General features: G+C 46.5%; 14 protein-coding genes and 3 tRNA genes. 6 read left to right on the top strand and 11 right to left on the bottom strand.

Translation table 11 applies throughout. The annotated features are described in order from the left end of the window. Nucleotides 1-71 precede the first annotated feature (71 nt). The 4 genes from M3085_RS00270 to M3085_RS00285 all read left to right on the top strand — a co-directional run bounded on the left by M3085_RS00270 (nt 72) and on the right by M3085_RS00285 (nt 6281). Entirely contained in the window at nt 72-350 is a 279-nt protein-coding gene (locus tag M3085_RS00270; RefSeq protein WP_178256752.1) for a LysO family transporter, read from the top strand. Then, entirely contained in the window at nt 347-949 is a 603-nt protein-coding gene (locus tag M3085_RS00275) for a lysine exporter LysO family protein (protein ID WP_249052015.1), read from the top strand. The genes M3085_RS00270 and M3085_RS00275 overlap by 4 nt, the downstream gene beginning before the upstream one ends. A gap of 12 nt (nt 950-961) precedes the next feature. Then, nucleotides 962-4132 carry a glycoside hydrolase family 2 TIM barrel-domain containing protein gene (locus M3085_RS00280; RefSeq protein WP_249052016.1) on the top strand — a complete coding sequence of 1057 codons (3171 nt, stop codon included), beginning with the start codon at nt 962-964 and terminating at the stop codon, nt 4130-4132. Nucleotides 4133-4364: 232 nt separating this feature from the next. Further along, nucleotides 4365-6281: an MGH1-like glycoside hydrolase domain-containing protein gene (locus tag M3085_RS00285; protein WP_191710569.1), complete on the top strand. Its 1917-nt coding sequence runs from the start codon at nt 4365-4367 to the stop codon at nt 6279-6281. Nucleotides 6282-6503: 222 nt separating this feature from the next. Here the strand turns inward: M3085_RS00285 and M3085_RS00290 are convergent, their stop codons facing one another. The 8 genes from M3085_RS00290 to M3085_RS00325 all read right to left on the bottom strand — a co-directional run bounded on the left by M3085_RS00290 (nt 6504) and on the right by M3085_RS00325 (nt 16976). Continuing rightward, nucleotides 6504-8363, bottom strand: a complete 1860-nt coding sequence (locus M3085_RS00290; protein WP_249052017.1) for an SLC13 family permease — start codon at nt 8361-8363, stop codon at nt 6504-6506. Between the two features lie 12 nt (nt 8364-8375). Further along, a complete protein-coding gene (locus tag M3085_RS00295) occupies nt 8376-9482 on the bottom strand; it encodes a sulfotransferase family protein (protein WP_204499608.1) in 1107 nt (368 codons plus the stop codon). Nucleotides 9483-9524: 42 nt separating this feature from the next. Continuing rightward, nucleotides 9525-11030 (bottom strand): sulfate adenylyltransferase subunit CysN, encoded by a 1506-nt coding sequence (gene cysN / locus M3085_RS00300; RefSeq protein WP_191710572.1) that lies wholly within the window; start codon nt 11028-11030, stop codon nt 9525-9527. 10 nt (nt 11031-11040) lie between these two features. Next, nucleotides 11041-11952 (bottom strand): sulfate adenylyltransferase subunit CysD, encoded by a 912-nt coding sequence (cysD, locus tag M3085_RS00305; RefSeq protein ID WP_178256745.1) that lies wholly within the window; start codon nt 11950-11952, stop codon nt 11041-11043. Nucleotides 11953-12186: 234 nt separating this feature from the next. Beyond that, nucleotides 12187-12792: an adenylyl-sulfate kinase gene (gene cysC, locus M3085_RS00310; protein ID WP_249052018.1), complete on the bottom strand. Its 606-nt coding sequence runs from the start codon at nt 12790-12792 to the stop codon at nt 12187-12189. A gap of 4 nt (nt 12793-12796) precedes the next feature. After that, a complete protein-coding gene (locus M3085_RS00315) occupies nt 12797-14368 on the bottom strand; it encodes an SLC13 family permease (protein WP_249052019.1) in 1572 nt (523 codons plus the stop codon). A 21-nt stretch (nt 14369-14389) separates the two neighbouring features. After that, nucleotides 14390-15217: a 3'(2'),5'-bisphosphate nucleotidase CysQ gene (cysQ, locus tag M3085_RS00320; RefSeq protein WP_249052020.1), complete on the bottom strand. Its 828-nt coding sequence runs from the start codon at nt 15215-15217 to the stop codon at nt 14390-14392. A 103-nt stretch (nt 15218-15320) separates the two neighbouring features. Then, the gene (locus tag M3085_RS00325) at nt 15321-16976 is read right to left on the bottom strand and encodes an amino acid permease (protein WP_249052021.1); all 1656 of its coding nucleotides are present in this window, start codon (nt 16974-16976) and stop codon (nt 15321-15323) included. Between the two features lie 738 nt (nt 16977-17714). Between M3085_RS00325 and M3085_RS00330 the strand changes: the two genes are divergently transcribed. Continuing rightward, nucleotides 17715-18584, top strand: coding sequence for a TolB-like 6-bladed beta-propeller domain-containing protein (locus M3085_RS00330; RefSeq protein ID WP_249052022.1), 870 nt, complete (start codon nt 17715-17717; stop codon nt 18582-18584). Between the two features lie 219 nt (nt 18585-18803). Here M3085_RS00330 and M3085_RS00335 read toward each other — a convergent pair. The 3 genes from M3085_RS00335 to M3085_RS00345 all read right to left on the bottom strand — a co-directional run bounded on the left by M3085_RS00335 (nt 18804) and on the right by M3085_RS00345 (nt 19072). Beyond that, a tRNA-Asn gene (locus M3085_RS00335) sits at nt 18804-18877 on the bottom strand. 25 nt (nt 18878-18902) lie between these two features. Beyond that, nucleotides 18903-18976: transfer RNA gene (locus tag M3085_RS00340), tRNA-Asn, on the bottom strand. Between the two features lie 22 nt (nt 18977-18998). After that, a tRNA-Asn gene (locus M3085_RS00345) sits at nt 18999-19072 on the bottom strand. 490 nt (nt 19073-19562) lie between these two features. Between M3085_RS00345 and M3085_RS00350 the strand changes: the two genes are divergently transcribed. Next, on the top strand, nt 19563-21260 hold the full coding sequence (locus M3085_RS00350) for a S41 family peptidase (RefSeq protein ID WP_249052023.1): 1698 nt from the start codon (nt 19563-19565) through the stop codon (nt 21258-21260). The last annotated feature ends 226 nt before the right edge of the window (nt 21261-21486 follow it).

The following is a 21486-nucleotide window of genomic DNA, read 5'->3' on the forward strand; positions in this document are numbered from 1 at the left end:
TAGATGACAGAAGAGTTCGGACGAACGAAGAAATCTAACTATTTTTGCCTATCGAAAGACAAAACAGAACTATGTTTACAGTTATCAGTTTGATGTTAGGAGGTATGTGCATCGGCTTTTTGTTGCGCAGACAGCAGTTTTCGTGGATACACCGGGTGATAACCACGCTTATTTGGATTTTGCTTTTCCTGTTGGGCGTAGAGGTAGGAGGTAACCGTCAGATTATCGAAGGACTGGCCACGCTGGGCTTGGAAGCATTTTCCATCACCATAGCGGCAGTTATCGGCAGTTGTATGGCGGCGTGGGCTTTATGGTATCTGTTATATAAAAAGAAAGGAGGCAAGGCATGAAAGGCAGTTTGATTATTGTCGGATTCTTTGCTTTGGGGTGCGTTTGCGGGATATTCCATGTAATACCTGTCGACATCGCCAAGACGGATATCAGTTTTTATGCGTTGTGTGCCCTGATGTTTAGCGTTGGGTTAAGCATCGGCAGCGACCCGCAGACGCTGAAAAAGTTCCGCTCGCTGAATCCTCGGCTGATCTTTTTACCGGTCATGACCATCTTGGGTACGGTATCGGCAGCGGCATTGGTCAGCTTGTTGCTTCCCCATCGTACGCCCGCAGACTGCATGGCAGTAGGAGCGGGATTCGGTTACTACTCACTGTCGAGTATCTTCATCACCGAGTACAAGGGAGCCGAGTTGGGAACAATAGCATTGCTCTCTAACATCATGCGCGAGATTATCACCTTGCTGTGTGCTCCGCTGTTAGTCCGATGGTTTGGTAATTTGGCACCCATATCGGCGGGAGGAGCTACCACGATGGATACAACCCTGCCCATTATTACACGCTATGCAGGACAACAGTTTGTTGTCGTATCTATTTTCCACGGCTTTGTGGTAGACTTCAGCGTTCCGTTTCTGGTAACTTTTTTCTGCTCGATTTAAAAAACATTATCCATGAAAAAAACACTTTACATTACTTCATTTATTCTTACGATTGCTTGTGCGTCTGCTTGGGCTGATAGTAATCAGCCGTGGCAGGATGCACGCATCAATGAAATCAATCGTGAACCCATGACGGCACACTTCCTGCCGTTTGTCAGCGAAAAGGCTGCGCTTCATCAGCAGGCGTTGCCCGATGTAGAACGTTTTGAGGTTAATACGAAGACCGAGCGTCGCGTGTCGTTAAACGGTACATGGAAGTTCCTTTATTCTAAAAACAATGATGCTTGTCCTGCTGATTTCTATCAGTCTGACTATAAGATAGACGGATGGAAAGATATCGAAGTACCGGGCAGTTGGGAGATTCAAGGCTTCGATGCTCCCATTTATACCGATACGCGCTATCCGTTCCCGCCCAATCCGCCTTATGTCCCTACGGACTATAATCCGGTGGGTGCATACGTACATGAGTTTGCTGCTCCCGATGGATGGGATGGAATGGATATATTTTTAGACTTTGAAGGCGTAGAGTCAGCATTCTATTGTTGGCTGAACGGTGAACTGGTTGGATATAGCGAAGACAGCCGGTTGCCCGCACATTTCAATGTTACCAAGCTGTTGAAAAAGGGAACGAACCGATTGGCGGTTAAGGTATTCCGTTACAGTGACGGCTCTTATCTGGAAGGACAAGACTATTGGAAATACAGCGGCATAGAGCGCGATGTATATCTGTATGCCCGTCCGAAGAGCCGCGTAAAAGATTTTAAATTGACTTCTGAGCTGGTAAACGGTTATAAGGATGGCGATTTTAACTTGAGCGTGATTCTGAATCAGCCCTGGAAAGGACAGCGTGTAGAAGTAAAAGTATTGAATGCAGATAATTCCGTATTGTTTGCCAATGAGAAAAAGATTTCGGGTTCAGCCGATACGTTATTTGCCATTAAGCAGTTATTCAACGATGTACTTCCGTGGAATGCAGAAACTCCCAACCTTTATACGCTTGTAGTCAATACATTCGATGCGAAAGGTAATGCGATGGAGTCTTTTGCACATCCGTTTGGTTTCCGAACCGTAGAGATGAAATACGGCCAGCAACTGATAAACGGTGTTCCCGTCTTGTTTAAAGGAGTGAATCGCCATGAGCATAATCCTTACAAGGGGCGCAGTATTGATGTGGCAAGCATGGTGGAAGACATTCGGCTGATGAAGCAATTCAACATAAATGCCGTGCGTAACAGCCATTATCCCAACCATTACCAATGGTACAGCCTGTGCGATAAATACGGATTGTATTTAGTGGATGAAGCTAACCTTGAAAGTCACGGAATGATGTTCCATAAAGATGAGACACTTGCCAATTATCCTGATTGGGAGGGAGCTTTCATGCAGCGTATGAGCCGCATGGTGAAGCGCGACCGCAACTATACGGCTATCGTAACATGGTCATTAGGAAATGAATCCGGTTACGGCAAGAATTTTGAAACGATTTATCATTGGACGAAACAGTTCGACGGTACTCGTCCGGTACAATACGAAGGCGGAGGCTATGAGAGCGTATCGGATATCTATTGCCCGATGTATGCACGCATTTGGGCGTTGCGCCGTCACGTGAACCAGCGGGATGCCCGCCCGTTGATTCTTTGTGAGTATGCACACTCAATGGGTAACAGTACCGGCAACTTGCAGGATTATTGGGACTTGATTTATAAGTACGACCAACTGCAAGGAGGTTTCATTTGGGATTGGGTAGACCAGACTTTTGCTATCAAGGATGAAAAAGGACATGATATATGGGCTTACGGCGGAGATATGGGCTATGTAGGAGTTCATAACGATTCTAATTTTTGCTCAAACGGACTGATTGCTTCAGACAGGAGCTTGCATCCACACATTTGGGAAGTGAAGAAAGTGTATCAATATGTTCACTTCAAGCCGGTTGCCTTTACTCCCAATCGTGTTCAGGTGATAAACTGGCATGATTTTATCGACCTTTCCGATTATCAGCTTCGGTGGACCGTAGAGACAGACGGAAAAGCGGTGCAGGGAGGAGTTATGGACTTTCCGAAGATAGCGGCCCGCCAGTCGGGAGAAGTTACTTTACCCGTGCAACCCATTCAGGCAGGCAATAAAGAATATTTCCTGAAGCTGGAGGCTGTAACCCGTAACGAGGCACCGATGATTCCGGCTGGTCATGTGGCTGCAATGGAACAATGGCAGCTTCCGGTAGATAAAATTGTTCCGGCGATGGAAACGGTTAACGGCACGTTGAAAAGTCGGCGTACGAAAGATGCTCTGATGCTGACGGGAGAGAATGATTTCCGCATCGGTTTCAGTACAGAGAACGGCGAGATGACCGTATTGGAATATCAGGGAAAGAATTTGGTGAAAGAAGGTTTGCAGGCTAATTTCTGGCGCGGACTGACGGATAATGATGTGGCAAACGGCACGGCTGAACGCTGCCGCACATGGCAGGATGCCGGAAAGAACGCAGTGCTGAAAGACATTCGTCTGGAAGAGAGTGCAGATAAAAGGCTCGCTACCGTAGTTGCCACGTATGATATGAAGGAGCAGGAATCAACTTTGCAGGTTACTTACCGTATCCGTCCGAATGGGGTAGTGGGTGTGACCATGCGCTTTACTCCGGGCGAAAAACAACTTCCGGAAATGCCCCGCTTGGGTATGCGTATGATTCTGCCTGCCGAATACGACCAAATGACTTGGTTAGGCAGAGGACCGCACGAGAATTATGCCGACCGGAAGACGGGAGCTGCCGTAGGACTGTATAGTGCCAGCGTGTGGGAACAGTATCATCCTTATGTACGCGCTCAGGAAACCGCAAATAAGTGTGATGTCCGCTGGGTGGCTCTGCGCAATGCTTCGGGCGAGGGACTTCTGGTAACAGGAGAGCAGCCGCTGAGCGTCAGTGCATGGAATTTTCCGATGGAAGACATCCTTTATCGTCCGTTTAACGTAGAGCGTCGTCACGGTGGAAGCATTGAGAAAAAAGATATCGTTTGGCTGAATATTGACCATCTGCAGATGGGGGTAGGCGGTGATAATACATGGGGAGCTCAAGTACACCCCGAATACACCATTATACCCCGCCAATGGGAGTATAGCTTTACGCTTCAGCCGCTGAATGCAGAAACTGACGCGGCTGAGCTTTCACATAAAACTTGGTTCTGAGAACCTGTTTAAATTTTCCGACGCAAGTATTTTTATCCGCCCCTTTTTGAGTTTGTTTCCGGTCTGTTTTCCCGTTTTCACTCGTCAGATAGCCCGCTATCATCCTCGTAAAAACGGGAAAACATCCTCGAAAACAATTCTCAAACTGAGGCAGAGCAAAATTTGAACAGGTTCTGAACTTTGCGCGCTTGTCTTAAAAATAATAGTTAATTTATTTATTGAATAAACACTGATGAAACAACTGATTAGAGGTTTTGTAATCGCGGGTATGGTTGCAGGCTGTCTGGCTTGCAGCCGTTCGGCTCAGGAGATGCCTCCTAATAGTACCCGCTATGAGTTTGGAGATATCTTGAATATAGCTTTGACTCCCGATTCCACGGTTCGCCGTGCCGGGTGTTTTACGGATGCCGGTTCGTGGATGGGATTTACCATTCCCGAAACAGATAAATGGGTAAACGGCTTTTGCGGTCCGTTCAGTCTGGATAACCGCATCTGGTTTGCCCAGTCTGCCGTGTGTGTTGATTTTCTCGATGGGAACGGTACGCTGACTCCCGATTCTGCCATTTATTTCCCCGGTGAAGTATATATCGCATCTTCATCGAACGACCGGAAAATAGAGCAGCGCATGAACTTTGTCAATAGTTCTACCGCTTTGCTTCAGGTGTCGAGCAATGTGGCTGAAGGCTTTAAGTTTACGGGGAAAGACTGGAACAGTAAAGTACGTCTGGAACGGGGAGAACAAACCATTACGGCTTATCATCCGAATGGTGAAGTGGTTCAGCTTACCTTCATGCCCGATGTGGAGTTAAGTTGCGACGGAAAAAATTATGTGGCTTCTACTGCTGCTGACTGTCAACAGATGAACGTGGCCGTTTCTTTCTATTTCTCGGATAAAGAATTGGCGTCGGGCGCACAGAAAAGTGTTGCTTTGTTGCAAAATCCACAACCGGAGTTGGCGGCGAATGCCAAACGTTGGGAAGAATATTTGCAGAAAGTTTTGCGTAAAGACATGAAGCATGAGTACGACCGGGTGGCAGTAAAATCAGTGGTTACGCTGATATCCAATTGGCGCACTCACCGGGGAGGTCTGTTACACGAAGGGGTTATTCCCAGCCACGCGGTGACTTATTTCATGGGTTTCTGGGCATGGGACAGTTGGCGGTTTTCTGCCGCACTCGCCCGCTTTGCTCCCGAACTGGCTAAAAACAACATCCGTGCCATGTTCGACTACCAGTGGCCGGACGGCATGATTATCGACTGTATCTATACCAATCCGGCAGAAAACAACGCCCGCGACAGCAAACCGCCTTTGGTGTGCTGGGCTGTCGACGAAATTTTTACCCATAACCAAGATACGGCATTCGTGAAAGAGATGTACCCGCAGTTGCTTGCCTACTATAAATGGTGGTATAACAAGCGGGACCATGACCGGAACGGCATGTGCGAGTTTGGTTCGACCGACGGTACGCTGGAGGCAGCCGGATGGGAAAGCGGCATGGATAACGCCATTCGTTTCGATAATGCCAAAATGCTGAAAAACGGGAACGATGCTTGGAGTTTGGATCAAGAGAGCGTCGATTTGAATGCTTATCTGGCATACGAATGTAAACTGCTTAAAAAGTTTGCCGCGCTTATCGATACCACATTCGATGCGCCTGATTACAGCGATAAAGTGGCCGATTATTTCTTCGATGAAAAGATTGGCTATTTCTGCGACCGCCGCCTGAAAGACGGAAGTTTCATCGAAGAACCTGCATGTGAAGGTTATACGCCTTTCTGGACACAGATAGCCACCAAAAAGCAGATGGAAAAAGCGTTGGTATTATTTACCGATACGACGAAGTTTTCTACCTACATTCCGTTCCCCACGGCAGCTGCCGACAATCCGAAGTGCGACCCGAACGGTTATTGGCGCGGACCTATCTGGTTAGACCAGACTTATCAGGCAATAAAAGGATTGCGCAATTACGGTTATAACGACTTGGCAGACAAGTACACGCTTCAAGTGTTCGACCGCTGTCAGGGTTTGACCGGCGATGCCCCGATTCACGAGAACTACGGAACGCACACCGGCGAACGCCTTCAAGCATCTCATTTCAGTTGGAGCGCATCTCATCTGTTGATGCTATATGAAGATTACGGGAAATAGCATGTGCGACAGGCGCTGAGCAGTCTCGCTTTTTATATTTGGTAAATGAAAACGAGCTTGTAAAATATCCTGATTAACAGGATGTTTTGCAAGCTCGTTCTTTTTTGTGCCTTTTTGTTTGAACAGTCGGAAAACTTATGCGGAAGCGTTGCCTTACGCAAGCGGTAGCGTAACGCATTTCTATGGGTAGAAATGAGTGGTCTTACCCGTAGCGTTTTTCGCTTAAAACGGGAAGAGCAACGGAAGCACAAATACCATTACGATACCCATGATGATTTGAAGCGGAAGCCCTACCTTTACGTAATCCATAAATGTATATTGTCCGGCGGGCATGACCAGCGCATTGGGCGGTGTGGAAAACGGGGAGGCGAAACACATGCTTGCGCCTACGGCTACCGCAAACAGGAACGGGACGGGATTGATGCCGAGCTGCTCTGCACTGTGGAGGGCAATCGGGGCAAGAAGCACCGCCGTAGCCGTGTTGCTGATGAACATGGTGAGCAGCGAGGTGGTAAAGTAAATGCCTGCCAAGAGTGCGAAAGCTCCGTAGCTGCCCAAACCGCTTACCAGTGCATTGGATATGGATGCCGATGCTCCGGTTTTCTCCAGCGCGAGCGACATCGGCAGCATGGCGGCGATTAGTACCACGCTTTCCCAGTTGATGGTTTTGTATGCCGCTTCCACATTCCGGAAACAGCCGGTTAAAACCATCAGGATGCCGGCTATCATGACCGAAGTCACGGGGGCTACGGGGATGAAGTCGAACACCATCATTACTATCATCAGCAGCATGATGGCGGCGGCTACGGGAGCCTTGTAGTCGAGGGTTACTTTGGCGGCTTCGGCAAGAGGCTGCCCCAATACCACCCAGTCGGTCCCGTCGCGTCCCAAGCGGGCAATATTGTTCCATGTGCCTTGCACAAGCAGAACATCTCCGCTGTGCACACGCTTGTCTCCGAGGTCTCGTAACAAGTAATCGCGCTGCCGGCGAATCCCCAGCACATTCACGTTATATTTGTCGCGGAACCCGATTTCCTTTACCGTGCGGTTTATCAGCAGTGAAGTAGGCATCAATACGATTTCGGCGATACCGATGTCGTAGAAATCCAAAGAATTTTCGTTGCGGTTGGTTTCCTCCGTAGCGTGTCCGTCGAGTATTGATACGGCGTATTCATCGGCAAACTCCTTTACCCGGTTGAAATCTCCCGTAACGTAAAGGATGTCGTTTGCCTGAAGAACGGCATCGGGCGAAGCTAACTTCTGCGCAATCGTTTTCAGGAAGCGGTGGCGCGAAAGGTCGCCTCGGCGTATCTCCAAGATGTTCAGCCCATACTTGCGCCGGATGTCGAGCTCGATTACCGTAGAACCTGCCAACTTGGAAGTTTCGGTAACCAACAGACGGAACAGGTTATGCGACAGTCCGTACTCGTTGACCAGCTGCTTGAGCGATTTTCCTGACTTTGCATCGTCTTCCCGTTTCTTTCTTCCGGATAAAAACAGCTTGCTGAGAGGCATTAACACGATGATGCCTACCAGCAGGCAAACCAGACCTACCGGAAGGAATGAGAAGAAAGAGAGCGGTTCGTAACCGGCAGCCGTCAGCGTATCTTGGATAACCAAGTTGGGCGGCGTACCGATTAGCGTCATCATTCCGCCCATGCTGCTGGCAAAAGCAAGCGGCATCAGCAGGCGGCTGGGATTCATGCCCGCGCTCATAGCCAAGCTGACAACGATGGGAAGCATCAGTGCCACCGTACCGGTGTTGCTCACAAAAGCTCCGATGGCGGCAGTTGCCAAGATGACAAGCAAAAACAGCCGTGTCTCGCTCTTTCCTGCGAGTTTCAGTATACGCGAACTTATTATTTTCGCCAGTCCGGTCTGGAAGATAGCCCCGCCTACTACGAACAGTCCTATTATCATGATTACCACCGAACTTGAGAAACCCGACAGTGCTTCTTCCGGTGTGAGGATATGGCATAGAAGGAGTGCGACAAGCGCACACAAGGCAACCAAGTCGGAACGGATTTTTCCGCTGACGAAGAAAATGGCTGAAATGGCAAGAATGATAATCGTGATAAGCATGTTTCGTCTGGATTATAGTTTGTAACCCCAATCTTCAAGGGCAAACGACCAATGCTCTTCCACGAGTTTCACCGTTTCGGGTTTATACTGATATTTGTTTTTCTTGTATCCCTTTTTCTTGTCTACGTATGCTTTGATGTCGGCTTCTGCTTCTGCGAATCCGGGGATAGAGAGTTTCTCGTAAATTTCTTTCGTCAGGTCGAAAGCATTTTTCTCATAATCCTCGAATTTTACTTCTATCAGGTTTCCTTCGGGAATGTATTTCTTGTCTGCTTCGTACTTATGATACAGTTTGGCGTAAACCGACAAGATGTTGGCTTGCAACTCTTCGTTGCTGATGTCTTCGAGTTTCAACGGCTGGATGGTATTGGTAAAGAAACTGCGCGTTGACTCGAACACGGTATACGGATTGCGCATCAGGTAGATGAACTTCGCGTTGGGGAACATTTTTACCAGCTCTTTCACACGGCCCGTGTGAGGAGGGTTCTTGCTCAAGAACTGCGTTCCGTGTGTATTCCACAGCGAAATTTTTATCAGCTTGACGAATGTTTCTTCAAACACCTTCAGTTCTTCATCGCTAATATCATTGAAGAGTAAGTATTTATCAGCGTACTCCTGCATGTATTTAGGCAGGAACCAAAAGTTGTAGTAGGTGTAAGGCATCATGTTCGACAAGGCAAACTCCTCCTCTTGCGGGAGGTCTACCGCCAGCTCCATATTGTCAGTAGGGCGTTTGTCAGGCATCAGCCAGCTCATGTTTTTCTTGAAGAACGGTTGTCCCCACATCATCAGATGGGGGAATACCGTTTGGTAAGTCGTATTGTAACCGAAATGCTTGTCACAAGAAAATACGTTGTGCATGAAAGTGGTTCCGCTGCGCCAATGTCCCAGAATGAATACCGGATCATGTTCCAGCGGTTTATCGGCAAGCAGCTTTTTATAACGGCTCTCTTGCAGAGACGTCAGCGTAGAGAGCAGGCGACAAACAGCTTTGGTCAGCCGATACTTACCTCGATATGCCGGGTCGATGTCACGTCCTTTGGTTATTTGGTTAAAGGTTTTCCAGTCTGCCCCAACCAACGTGTTTATCGGAAGTTTGTTAAATTCAAGTAGTCCCATTAAGTTGATAATTGAATGTTGAAAAAAATGATAGTTGCGTGGTTATTTCTTTACTTCGATGGCAATACCCTGACGTTCCAAGTCTTTTACCGCCTTTTCTATTGCTTCGTAATGTTCGGGAGCAATGCCTAATTTAGGTAAGTTTAAAACCGGAAGTTCCATCGTCGTGTGCATGTCTTTATCCTCTACACGATTGATAATCATACCTACGGCACTGGTATTGTTGGTAATCGGGTCAATAAGGATAAACGCTCCGGTAGGTTTGTTTTGGGTATATGGGTCGAAGAATAACTCCTTAGATGAAGTCAACACCACGCGGGCTATCTGATTCAGTTGCATCGGCACGTCCTCTTTCGCCAGTCGTCCGTTCTCAACAGACAGATGTTCCATTGTGTTGATGTCCACTTTATATTTGATGGAGTCGATGCGTGTACGGCTGGTGTTGGTGGTCTGCTTCAGGAAGAACGATTTCTCCAAGTCCATCTTTTCCTCGTCCATCCATACCAGCATGGCTTCGAAGTTACGTCCAATCATCGGGACGTTATCCGGATGTACCAGCATCTCACCGCGTGATACGTCGATTTCGTCTTCGAGCGTCAGCGTAACCGACATGGGCGGATAAGCATAATCCAGCTCGCCGTCGTAAGTAACGATGCTCTTTATCCGCGATTTCTTGCCCGAAGGCAAAGCCATCACTTCATCACCTTTGCGTACAACTCCCGAAGCCACTTTGCCGCAGAAACCCCGGAAGTCCAGATTCGGACGCAATACATACTGTACCGGATAGCGGAAGTCGGTCAGGTTATGGTCGTTGCCGATGTGAACCGTTTCGAGGAACTCCAGCAGCGAAACGCCGTGATACCACGGAGTACGTTCAGATTTATCTACCACGTTGTCGCCTTCGAGTGCAGAAAGCGGGATGCACTGTATGTCGGGGATGCCCAACGGGGTGACAAAGGCTTTATATTCGGCTACGATTTTATCGAATACCTCTTGCGAATAGTCTACCAAGTCCATTTTGTTGACAGCCAATACCACGTGTTTGATTCCCAATAAAGAAACCAGATACGTATGGCGGCGAGTCTGCGTGATAACTCCCGTGCGGGCGTCGACGAGGATGATTGCCAAGTTTGCCGTCGAGCCGCCGGTAATCATGTTACGGGTATATTGTTCGTGTCCCGGAGTATCGGCTATGATAAACTTACGGTTGTTGGTCGAGAAATAACGGTAAGCCACGTCGATGGTGATACCTTGCTCCCGTTCAGCCTTCAGTCCGTCGAGCAGCAAAGCATAGTCAATGTGTTCGCCTGCGTTGCCCACCCGTTTGCTGTCGCGCTCCAAAGCGTCGAGCTGGTCTTCATACAGTTTCTTGCTGTCGAATAAGAGTCGCCCGATAAGGGTTGATTTTCCATCGTCTACCGAACCGGCAGTGAGGAAACGCAACAAGTCTTTCTGTTCATCTTTCTTCAGAAATTCTTCGATAGACATTGTGCCTCTTTCTTCACCTTCCATCGGATTCCCTGATTTGTTTTTATCTAAATGTTCCATACTTCCTTGTTTAAAAATATCCTTCACGTTTCTTTTGTTCCATGCTCGCATCTTGGTCAAAGTCGATGACGCGCGTCGTACGTTCGCTCTTGGTGGTAGTCATCATTTCCTCTACTATCTTTTCGATGGTGTCGGCTTCACTTTCCACGGCTCCCGTCAGCGGCCAGCATCCCAATGTGCGGAAACGGATTTTCTTCATCTCTATTTTATCCTTGTATTTTTCCGGCAGGCGGTCATCATCGGGCATAATCAACTGTCCGTCGATATTAACCACCGGACGTTCTTTTGCGAAATACAGCGGGACGATGGGGATATTCTCCAAGCGGATGTACTGCCAGATGTCGAGTTCCGTCCAGTTGCTCAGCGGGAATACGCGAATGCTCTCTCCTTTGCGGATGCGTGTATTATAGATGTCCCACAGCTCCGGGCGTTGATTCTTCGGGTCCCATTGATGAAACTCGTTGCGGAATGAGAAGATACGTTCTTTGGCGCGCGATTTTTCTTCATCGCGACGTGCACCTCCGAATGCGGCGTCGAATTTGTATTTGTCTAACGCATGAAGCAATGCTTGCGTTTTCATCAAGTCGGTGTGTACTTTGCTACCGTGCGTAAACGGTCCTACACCGGCGCGGAAAGCCTCCATGTTACTTTCCACAATCAGATTCCACCCATACTTCTTGGCATATTCGTCGCGAAATTGTATCATTTCTTTAAACTTCCACTTCGAGTCGATGTGCATCAGCGGGAAAGGAACTTTTCCCGGAGCGAAGGCCTTTTCCGCCAAGCGTACCATTACGGAGGAGTCTTTGCCGATGCTGTAAAGCATCACCGGGTTTTCAAATTCGGCAGCCACCTCACGGATGATGTAGATGGATTCTGCCTCCAGTTCTTTTAAGTGGCTTAGTCTGTATTCTTCTTTCATATCATATCTTGTTTTTTAATGAAGAATTTATTCTGTTCTTTATTTCTTTATATATAGCAATGCTTGTTATAACGCAATTTTGAACCTGTTTTCAGGGGCTGAAAATTCTTGCGGATGAACCGGTCAGTCCTATGGGTAGAAATGGTCAACTCTACCGCATGGAACGGGTAACACTAACGGTAGTGTTTTCCGGGGCAAACCGCAGTTTTATCTTGCGTCATAAAATGCAGGTTATCAGAGTATTCCGTTGATGCGTATTTTAGGTAAAATAAGTTTCAACAGTTCTGCTACGGATTCTTCAACCGACAGCTTCGACGTGTCTATCGAAAGTGCCGGATGAACGGGAGCTTCAAACGGAGCCGAGATGCCGGTGAAGTTTTTTATTTCCCCCCGTCTTGCTTTGGCATACAGCCCTTTAACATCGCGCCGTTCACACTCTTCGAGCGGCGTGCTGATATAGATTTCCATAAAATCGTTCTTCCCGATGATGTTTGCCGCCATTTCGCGCAAGGCATTGTTCGGGCTGATAAAAGCGGCGATGGTGATGATTCCTGTATCGACAAACAGTTTGCCTACTTCCGCAATGCGGCGTATGTTTTCGATTCGGTCTTCTTCCGAGAATCCTAAATTATTGTTGATTCCGCTACGGATGTTGTCACCGTCGAGAATACGGCACAGCAACCCGCGTTTCTGGAGTTCGCGCTCCAAAGCGATGGCAATCGTGCTTTTTCCCGAACCACTCAAGCCGGTAAACCAAACCATCAGTCCGCGCTGGCCCAACAAGTTTTCCTTGTCGGCTCGGGTAAGCATTTTATCAAATATCGGATAAATATGTTCCATAAATTTATACAGTTGGCGTGAAAGGCCAAATTAAAGGAATAAGTATAATAGACAATATCATAACAATCAAGTCCATCGGGATACCTATTTTCATGAAGTCGGTAAACTTATAATTTCCGGCTCCCTGCACAATCAGGTTGGTCTGGTAACCGATGGGTGTGGCAAATCCTGCCGAAGCCGCGATACAGATAGCAATGAAGAACGGCATCGGGTCTACTCCGAATTTGCTTGCCGTTTCTAACGCCAGCGGAAACGCCAGCGCCGCCGCCGCGTTGTTTGTAATCAGCTCGGTGATGATAAGCGTAACGAAGTAGAGTAGGGCAAGCGCTCCCCATGCGCCCAAAGAGCCTGAAACGTTTTTAATAAACTCGGCAATCAGTGCAGCCAAGCCCGATTCTTCCATTGCCGAGCTGATGGCAAATGCACAGGCAATGGTTATCAGGATATCCCAACTGATGTATTTCGTATATTTCTTGGGCGGAAATAATTTAAGCCATGCCATTATCACTGCCGTAACCGAGGCGAAAAAGAACATGTCTAACTTCACATTTGGGAAACGTTCTTGTGTGAAAGGCAATTCGCCGATGGTAGCTCCTATAATCATGATCAGGAGAAGCGCAAATGCCGTCCATTTTTTCCATGCAGGCACAAAGCGTGTAGGGATGTCTTTTCCGTTTGTTATCATCAAGAATACAGACGAATCTCCCCATGCCCGTGTAAAAGCGTCGTCGGCCAGCAATACCAGCGTGTCGCCTTCTTGCAGTCTTACTTCGCCGAGGTTTTCCGTGATAATCTGCCCTCCCTGACGTATCTCTTTGATTTCGGCGCCGTAGCGTCGCTTAAAGTCGAAGTTCTTCAGTTTGCGCTTTAGTCCCGGAAAACGTGAGGCAAGCACTACTTCTACAATGTGTTGTCCGCTTTCCATTGCCGCGTCTGCCTCTTCTTCTTCAAAGTTGTCCGGACGCTCCGCCGGCAACAGCTTTTTCGAAGTCAGTATAATGAAAAGGATTCCCACTATCGTGATAGGTATTCCGATATAAGCTAAATCAAACATCTTTAATCCTTCGAAGCCCCGGTCTATCATCATACCGTGAATCACCAAGTTGGTCGATGTTCCGATAAGCGTACAAAGCCCTCCCAAAATAGTGGCATACGACAGCGGAATTAAGAACTTGGTACACGAAAGTCCTACCTTTTTAGACCAATGCTTGATTATCGGGGCAAAGATAACCACCACGGGCGTATTGTTTAAGAATGCCGAAAACGCACTCACGATAGGCAGTACGCGCAGTTGGGCTTTGGTTACCGTCGTGGTTTTATCGGGAAACAATTTCTTTACGATGGTAGTCAGTGCGCCGCTTTGTCTTACTCCTTCGCTTACCAGAAACAGCAATGCCACTGTTATCATGCCCCGGTTACTGAATCCGGCAACCATTTGCTTCGGAGAAATAATGCCGGCTACCATAAAAAGCACAACCACAGATAGTAAGACAATGCCCGGACGCATCTTATCCATGATAAGCGCAGCCAACATTCCTGCCAATCCAAGTAATACAAAAAGTATTTCAAAGTTCATATATCTTGATGTAATTTAGTCTTATTCACGTCTGCCCTCTTTAGGCAAGACAATGAACCACGGATTTAACAAATCTTCTTTATTGTAACGTAAAGGAGTCTTTTCTTCTGCTTGATATACTTCTCCTCCTGCTGCGCGTACGATGGCGTGTCCTGCAGCCGTGTCCCATTCCATCGTAGGAGCAAAGCGCGGATATACATCGGCTTTCCCTTCTGCCACCAGACAAAGTTTCAGCGAACTGCCACTCGATACGGTAGTTACCTGTGCATGTTGCTGCTTCATCTGTTCGATGTATGCTTCCGTTTCCGGAGTAAGATGAGAGCGCGATGCCACCACTACGAATCCCTCATGCTTATCTTCATAAGGCAGTCGGCAACCTTTTTCCATGAGTGCTTCCACTGTTCCGTCAGGGGCTGCTTGCGCAATTCCGTTTACTTTATAAGCACCTGTCTCGCAGTCGCCGAAGTAAAGCTCTTGTTTTACCGGAATGTAAATCACGCCCGCTTCCGGATATCCGTTCCGTACGTACGCAATGTTTACGGTAAACTCTCCGTTACGTTTTATAAATTCTTTGGTTCCATCCAGCGGGTCTACCACCCACAGTTCGTTCCAGCTTCTCCGTTCCTCGGTTGCTATTTTCCTTCCCTCCTCGCTCAGTATCGGGTAGGGCGTTTCTTTTAGGAAGGATGATATGACCTCGTGCGATTTACGGTCGGCAATCGTTAGCGGTGAATTGTCGGCCTTTTTCTCTATTTCGAAATCCGCGTTAGGATCGGTGTACACTTCCATGATTTTCGCTCCGGCTTCAATGGCTGCACGGATGGCGACATATAATATCTTCTTATCCATAAAAACATAAATTGCTGTAAAATAACAGCTTTTTCAAGACTTATCGGTAGTTGAATTTTCGTTTTTTGTTGCTAATTTTATTTTATAACTTCTTTTAAGAAAATCAGGTATGTGCCTGAGCGTGTTTCCAGATTCGCCACATATAGTATGCACAGTGGGTAAAGGCAAACACAAACGAGATGGTAAGCAGGGTCTTGTCTTCTTCCCACCCTACGGTTTGCTGATGCCATAATCCGGTGATAATACTTAATACGGCAAGTACCAGCCCTAATATATTTAATACCATGTCTCCTTTCCGGTGCGCCTGATGCGGTTCAAGTTTACTGTGCTTGATGCCGTAGCCGGCGTATATATCCAGTCCGATGAGCATCCATAACACGAGGCGTATCCATGTATCGGCAGGAAGGAAACACATCATACATAAGCAGGTCAGGATTCCCAAAATGGGGATTAACGGAACGAACGGAGTCTTGAAAGCCCGATGTACGTTGGGCATCGTTTTGCGTACCACCAATACTGCGGCACAAACCAGCGTAAAGGCGAGCAGCGTACCGATACTGGTCATTTCGCCTGCCACTTGAGCGGGGACGAATCCGGCAAGCAGACTGACTACCACCATGAAGAGGCAGTTGCTGTGTAGCGGTGTGCGGAAGCGTTCGTTGATTCGTGAGAAGAATGGGGGAAGCAGTCCGTCGCGACTCATGCTGAGGAAAACGCGGCTCTGTCCTAAAAGCGTTACGATGATAACCGAGCAGTAGCCGAAAAGAATAGCCAAGATGATTGCCTTGTTCAGCCACGGATAAGCCGGCTGGATGATGCCCGAAGCATCCGGAGTACCCATCTTTTCGATGGCTACTGCTACGGGGGCGATACCCACCTGCCCGGAGAAATCCGTATAATGAGCCACTCCGGTCATTACATGGGCAAACAATATGTATAACACCGTACATACCAAGAGCGAAACCAAGATACCGATGGGCATATCCCGTTTGGGATTCTTGGTTTCTTGTGCCGCCGTACTTACAGCGTCGAAGCCTAAGAATGCAAAGAATACGATTGCCGCACCGCGCAGGATACCCGAAAAGCCAAATTCCCCCAAGTGTCCGGTGTTTTGCGGAATGTAAGGCACGTAGTTCTCGGCTTGGATGAATTTCCATCCCAAAATCACAAAGATAAGGATTACAGATACCTTTAAGAAAACAATCAGCCCGTTGAAGAACGAGCTCCCTGCCGTTCCGCGCATCAGGATGAGGCTCATCAGCACCACGATTACCATTGCCGGAATATTGATGATGCCGCCGTCCCACGGACATGCCGTCAGTGCGTGAGGCAGTTCGATGCCCACTCCCTGTAAGAATACCACCAAGTAACGGCTCCAACTGATGCTTACGGTAGTGGCGGCAACGGTGTATTCCAATACCAAGTCCCACCCGATAATCCAAGCTATCAGTTCGCCCATCGTGGCGTATGAGTAGGTGTATGCACTTCCTGCCACCGGAATCATCGATGCAAATTCGGCGTAACACAGTCCGGCAAAGCAACAACCGATGGCTGCAATGATGAACGACAGTGTAATGGCAGGTCCGGTATAAGCGGCCGCCACGGTTCCGGTGATGGAAAACAATCCCGCTCCGATGATTACGCCTACTCCTAAAGCCACCAGACTAACCGGCCCCAACACACGTTTCAGCGTTTTGTTTCCTGTTTCTCCCGCCTCTATCTGAAGCGCCTCAATGCTTTTTCGTATAAATAGTCCCATTCTGTTTTGTAGTTGTACAACGAAAAATGAGTTGCAAAGTTACAGAGAAATCTGATAATATTGAATTTATGAGTTTAAAAACTCAAGAATTCGGTCATTAGTCATCTTTATTGAGAGAAAATGTTCTTAGGTGTAGCTTAGAACCTATTTAAATCTTAGTATGATTTTGTTAGGAGAAATGAGGTGCTTCCAACTTATGGATGAATAAATATTAAAATATTGTACATTTGTTTTTATAACTAAAAATATTTTATGATCATGAAACCGTTAAAGATTATTTTTATTTCTTTTGTTGTTGTGGCAATAGGGTATAGTCTGATTAAGACTAAGGTTAATTCACATGAAGGTATGTCAGATCTTATGTTAGCCAATTATAGAAGCATTGGCTCGTAATGAAGGTTCTGATTGTGACTATAAAAATGGCTATACTGCATTTACAAACAAATCGGGGGGAGCCTATGATTGTTGTCAAGTATGGGTGTCAAAAGCCCCTAATACAAGTGAAGGGCATTGTCGGTAGTGATTAATGAAAGATTAGAAAAGAAAGGTTACAAACAAGTGACAGGGCAACCGCATCAAAATGTCAATATGCTGATAATCAACGTTTGTCTTTAGTGTATCTTGTCAAATATTATAAAATATAATATTGGGTTATCAGCAAGTTAGGCTGCTAATAAAATTTTGATGCGGTTGCCCTGAAACAAGTGACCTTTCTTTTGGAAATTAAATAATTAATTTATGAAATTACGCACATTATCATTTTTTATTTTGTTATTGTTTGCCGTGGGATGTACTACAAGAGATAAACAAGCTGAAATTATATGGAAAGAACGGAATATTCCGAAGGCAGTTCATTTGCAGGTGGTGGATTCTCTTGTTATAAACCAGCCCTTTAATTTGCTTTCATGGAGCATAAACGGAAACAGTGTTTGCTTTGTTACGTCCGGTATGCAGGATGGCTTTCTTTCAGTTTATAGCTATCCTGAATGTATGAAACGCTTCGATTTTGGGAAAATAGGACAAGGACCGGATGAATTTATTACGCTTAATGCAGGTGAAGCGCGAAATAACCGGTTGCTTTTATACGATATTATGGGGCGTAAGGCACTTTTGTTTGACACAGATAAAGACACGCTCCGTGTAGCTTCCCGTTTATCGCTGTATAATGATGAAGAAGGTTTGTGTCGTCCTTTTACTTACATTACACAGATAGATTCTGATAATTATTTGATGAAAGTAGACGATGCTGTTTCGTCGACATGGGATATATCGGATTTGAAAGTAGGGAAGGTGAAAAGTTCTTTCAAAAATCCCAATCGGACGGAAGAGTATTCGTATACGCCGTTCGATTTTATTCAGTGCGTATGCGATACGACTTTGATAGTTGCCTATAAATACATGGACAGGTTGGAGTATTATTCCATCAAAGATTACCGTATATATCCTTTGTTTGCGATGGGAAGTCATACTAATCAGGCAGATATACAGGATTACAATTACCTGATGCAGTATTATTTGGACGTAGCACCTCATAATGGTTTCTTCTATTGTTTAAAGTCGGATGACGGAATGGAGAGTGGAAATATAATAGAAGTCTATGATGTTTAAGGTGAATGTAGGGAGAGTTATTTATTAGGCAAAAGAATCAGTTCCCTGCGTTTCGATTCGGAGGGATTGCTTATAGGATATGCCGCCGATACGGACCAAACGGTACTTTATCGCTTTAACCCCAAAGGATATTAAGCGGATGAATCTGTCTCATGTTTCCCTGAAATATTCCATACGAAAAAAGCTGCTTCAATCTACTTGAAACAGCTTTTTATTTTGCTCTTCAGGTTGGACTTGAACCAACGACCCTCTGATTAACAGTCAGATGCTCTAACCGACTGAGCTACTGAAGAAAGTAATAAGTTATGTTCAATGAAGCTCTTCAGGTTGGACTTGAACCAACGACCCTCTGATTAACAGTCAGATGCTCTAACCGACTGAGCTACTGAAGAATTTCGCAATCCGGCTTATCGGCTCTTCAGGTTGGACTTGAACCAACGACCCTCTGATTAACAGTCAGATGCTCTAACCGACTGAGCTACTGAAGAAGGTTTTTCCGAATTGCGTGGCAAAGGTAGCAGGTTATTTTGAAATATGCAATATCTTTGCGAAAAAAATATTCAATTATTCATTATTTTTCGCTGTAAGGTTGTTTTTATGAAGTATGATTTAGCCTTTTTACCGGATTATTTACGGTCTTTTGTTGGCTGTCTGTGCCAGAAACAAGGCTGTAAACTGCTTGTAAAAACGCTACCGTTAGTGTCAGGTGCTTTATGCGGATAAGTTATTCGGTTCTACCCATAGAACAAGGCAGTCTTCCGAATAGAATTTTTTGTTGTTTCCGGTGTTGTGTATTGTCTTGAAAAACAATAGATTACAGTTTATCCGTCAGCGCGCCCGCTATTTCCCTGATATCGGCAGAATAAAAAGGCGATAAATTTACACGGATGGGGCGAAATTAAGTTAAATATTAAGCGAGTTTTGCGAGGATAAACGGAATAATGTTTTTCTTTGCAGTTTGAAATTTATGATATAACTATGTATATGAAAAAAATATTGGCAGGTGCATTGATTGTGCTGGTAGGCATCGGCGTTATCAGTTTTAAGGAAGACGACCGGAATTTCCAGATAGCAAAGAACTTGGATTTGTTTAATTCAATCTTCAAAGAACTGGATATGTTTTACGTAGACACGATTGACGCCGAAAAGATGATTCAGAACGGTGTGAGGGGGATGCTGGCACTGACCGACCCGTATACCGAGTATTATCCTGAGGAGGAAATGAGCAGCGTGAAAGAGTTGACCACCGGAAAATACGGAGGCATTGGCGCAGCCATACGTTATTACGAGGCGAAAGACCGCATTGCTGTCATCGAGCCTACGGAGGGGATGCCGGCTGCCGAGGCAGGCGTAAAGGCGGGCGATATCATTCTTGCCGTGGGAGGAAAGGAGATGGTACGTGGGGATATGAAACCGCAAGACTTTTCAGAAAAGGTGAGTCAGGCGTTGCGCGGCGAACCGGGCACGTCGTTTATTCTGAAAGTAATGCGTCCGCTGAAAAACGACAGCACGATACTTGAGTTTAAAATAACCCGTAAGAGTATCCGTACCAATCCGGTGCCTTACTACGGAATGGTGCGCGACAGCATCGGGTATCTGGCTCTTTCCAGCTTTACAGAGAACTGCTCGAAAGATTTCAAGAAGGCATTTATCGAACTGAAGCAAAAAGGAGCGAAGGCGTTGATTCTGGATTTGAGGGATAACGGCGGCGGCTCGCTGTCGGAAGCGATAGACATCGTAAACTTTTTCGTACCGAAAGGGCAGGAGATTGTGGTGACGAAAGGAAAGCTGAAGCAGGCGCAAGGTTCATATAAGACCGAAAACGAACCGATTGACACCAAAATTCCTTTGGCGGTTTTGGTAAACGGAGGGTCGGCATCGGCATCGGAAATTGTGAGCGGCTCGTTGCAGGACTTAGACCGTGCCGTAATAATAGGTACGCGCACGTACGGGAAAGGGTTGGTACAAACCATACGCCCGCTGCCCTATAACGGTACGCTGAAAGTTACCACCTCGAAATATTATATACCGAGCGGGCGTTGCATTCAGGCGATTGATTATGCGAAGAAGAACGCCGACGGCTCAGTGGCACGTACGCCCGACAGTCTGACGAACGTATTTCATACGGCAGCCGGTCGTGAGGTACGCGACGGGGGAGGTATTCGTCCGGATATAGAAGTAAAGGGCGACCGCATCCCGAACATTGTGTTCTACCTGATGAACGAGGACATTATCTTCGATTATGCCACGCAGTATTGCTGGGATCATCCTACGATGGAGTCGGTAGAATCGTTTAAGTTGACAGACGAAGACTACCGTACCTTTAAGGAGTTGGTTAAATCGCGCGATTTTACGTACGACCGCCAGAGTGAGAAAATGCTGAAGAGCCTGAAAGAAGTGGCAGAGTTTGAAGGATACATGGAGGGTGCTTCCGAAGAATTCAAGGCATTGGAGAAGAAACTGAACCATAACCTTGACCGCGATTTGGATTACTTCTCGAAACAGATAAAGACGTATATTGCCCAAGAAATCGTAACCCGTTATTTCTATCAGCGCGGTGCGGCGATGGAGCGCCTGAAAGACGATGAAGATTTGGGGAAAGCCATCAGCGTATTAAAGGATGGAAAGCAATACAGCGAAATACTGTCTGTAAAGAAAACGCCGGAAGCGAAATAAGAAATTGGTTTCTTTTTCGGCAAAACATAAAGAGAAAATAAAAGTAGAATAAGAGCCTGTTTAAATTTTGCTCTGCCTGCGTTTGAGACTTGTATTCGAGGATGTTTTTCAGTTTTTACGAGGAGGACAGCGGGCCATCTGATGAGTGAAAACGGGGAAACAGACCGGAAACAAACTCAAAAAGAGGCGGATAAAAATACTTAATCGGAAAATTTAAACAGGCTCT

The organism is Bacteroides caecicola (assembly GCF_023337095.1).
Lineage (GTDB): Bacteria > Bacteroidota > Bacteroidia > Bacteroidales > Bacteroidaceae > Phocaeicola > Phocaeicola gallinarum.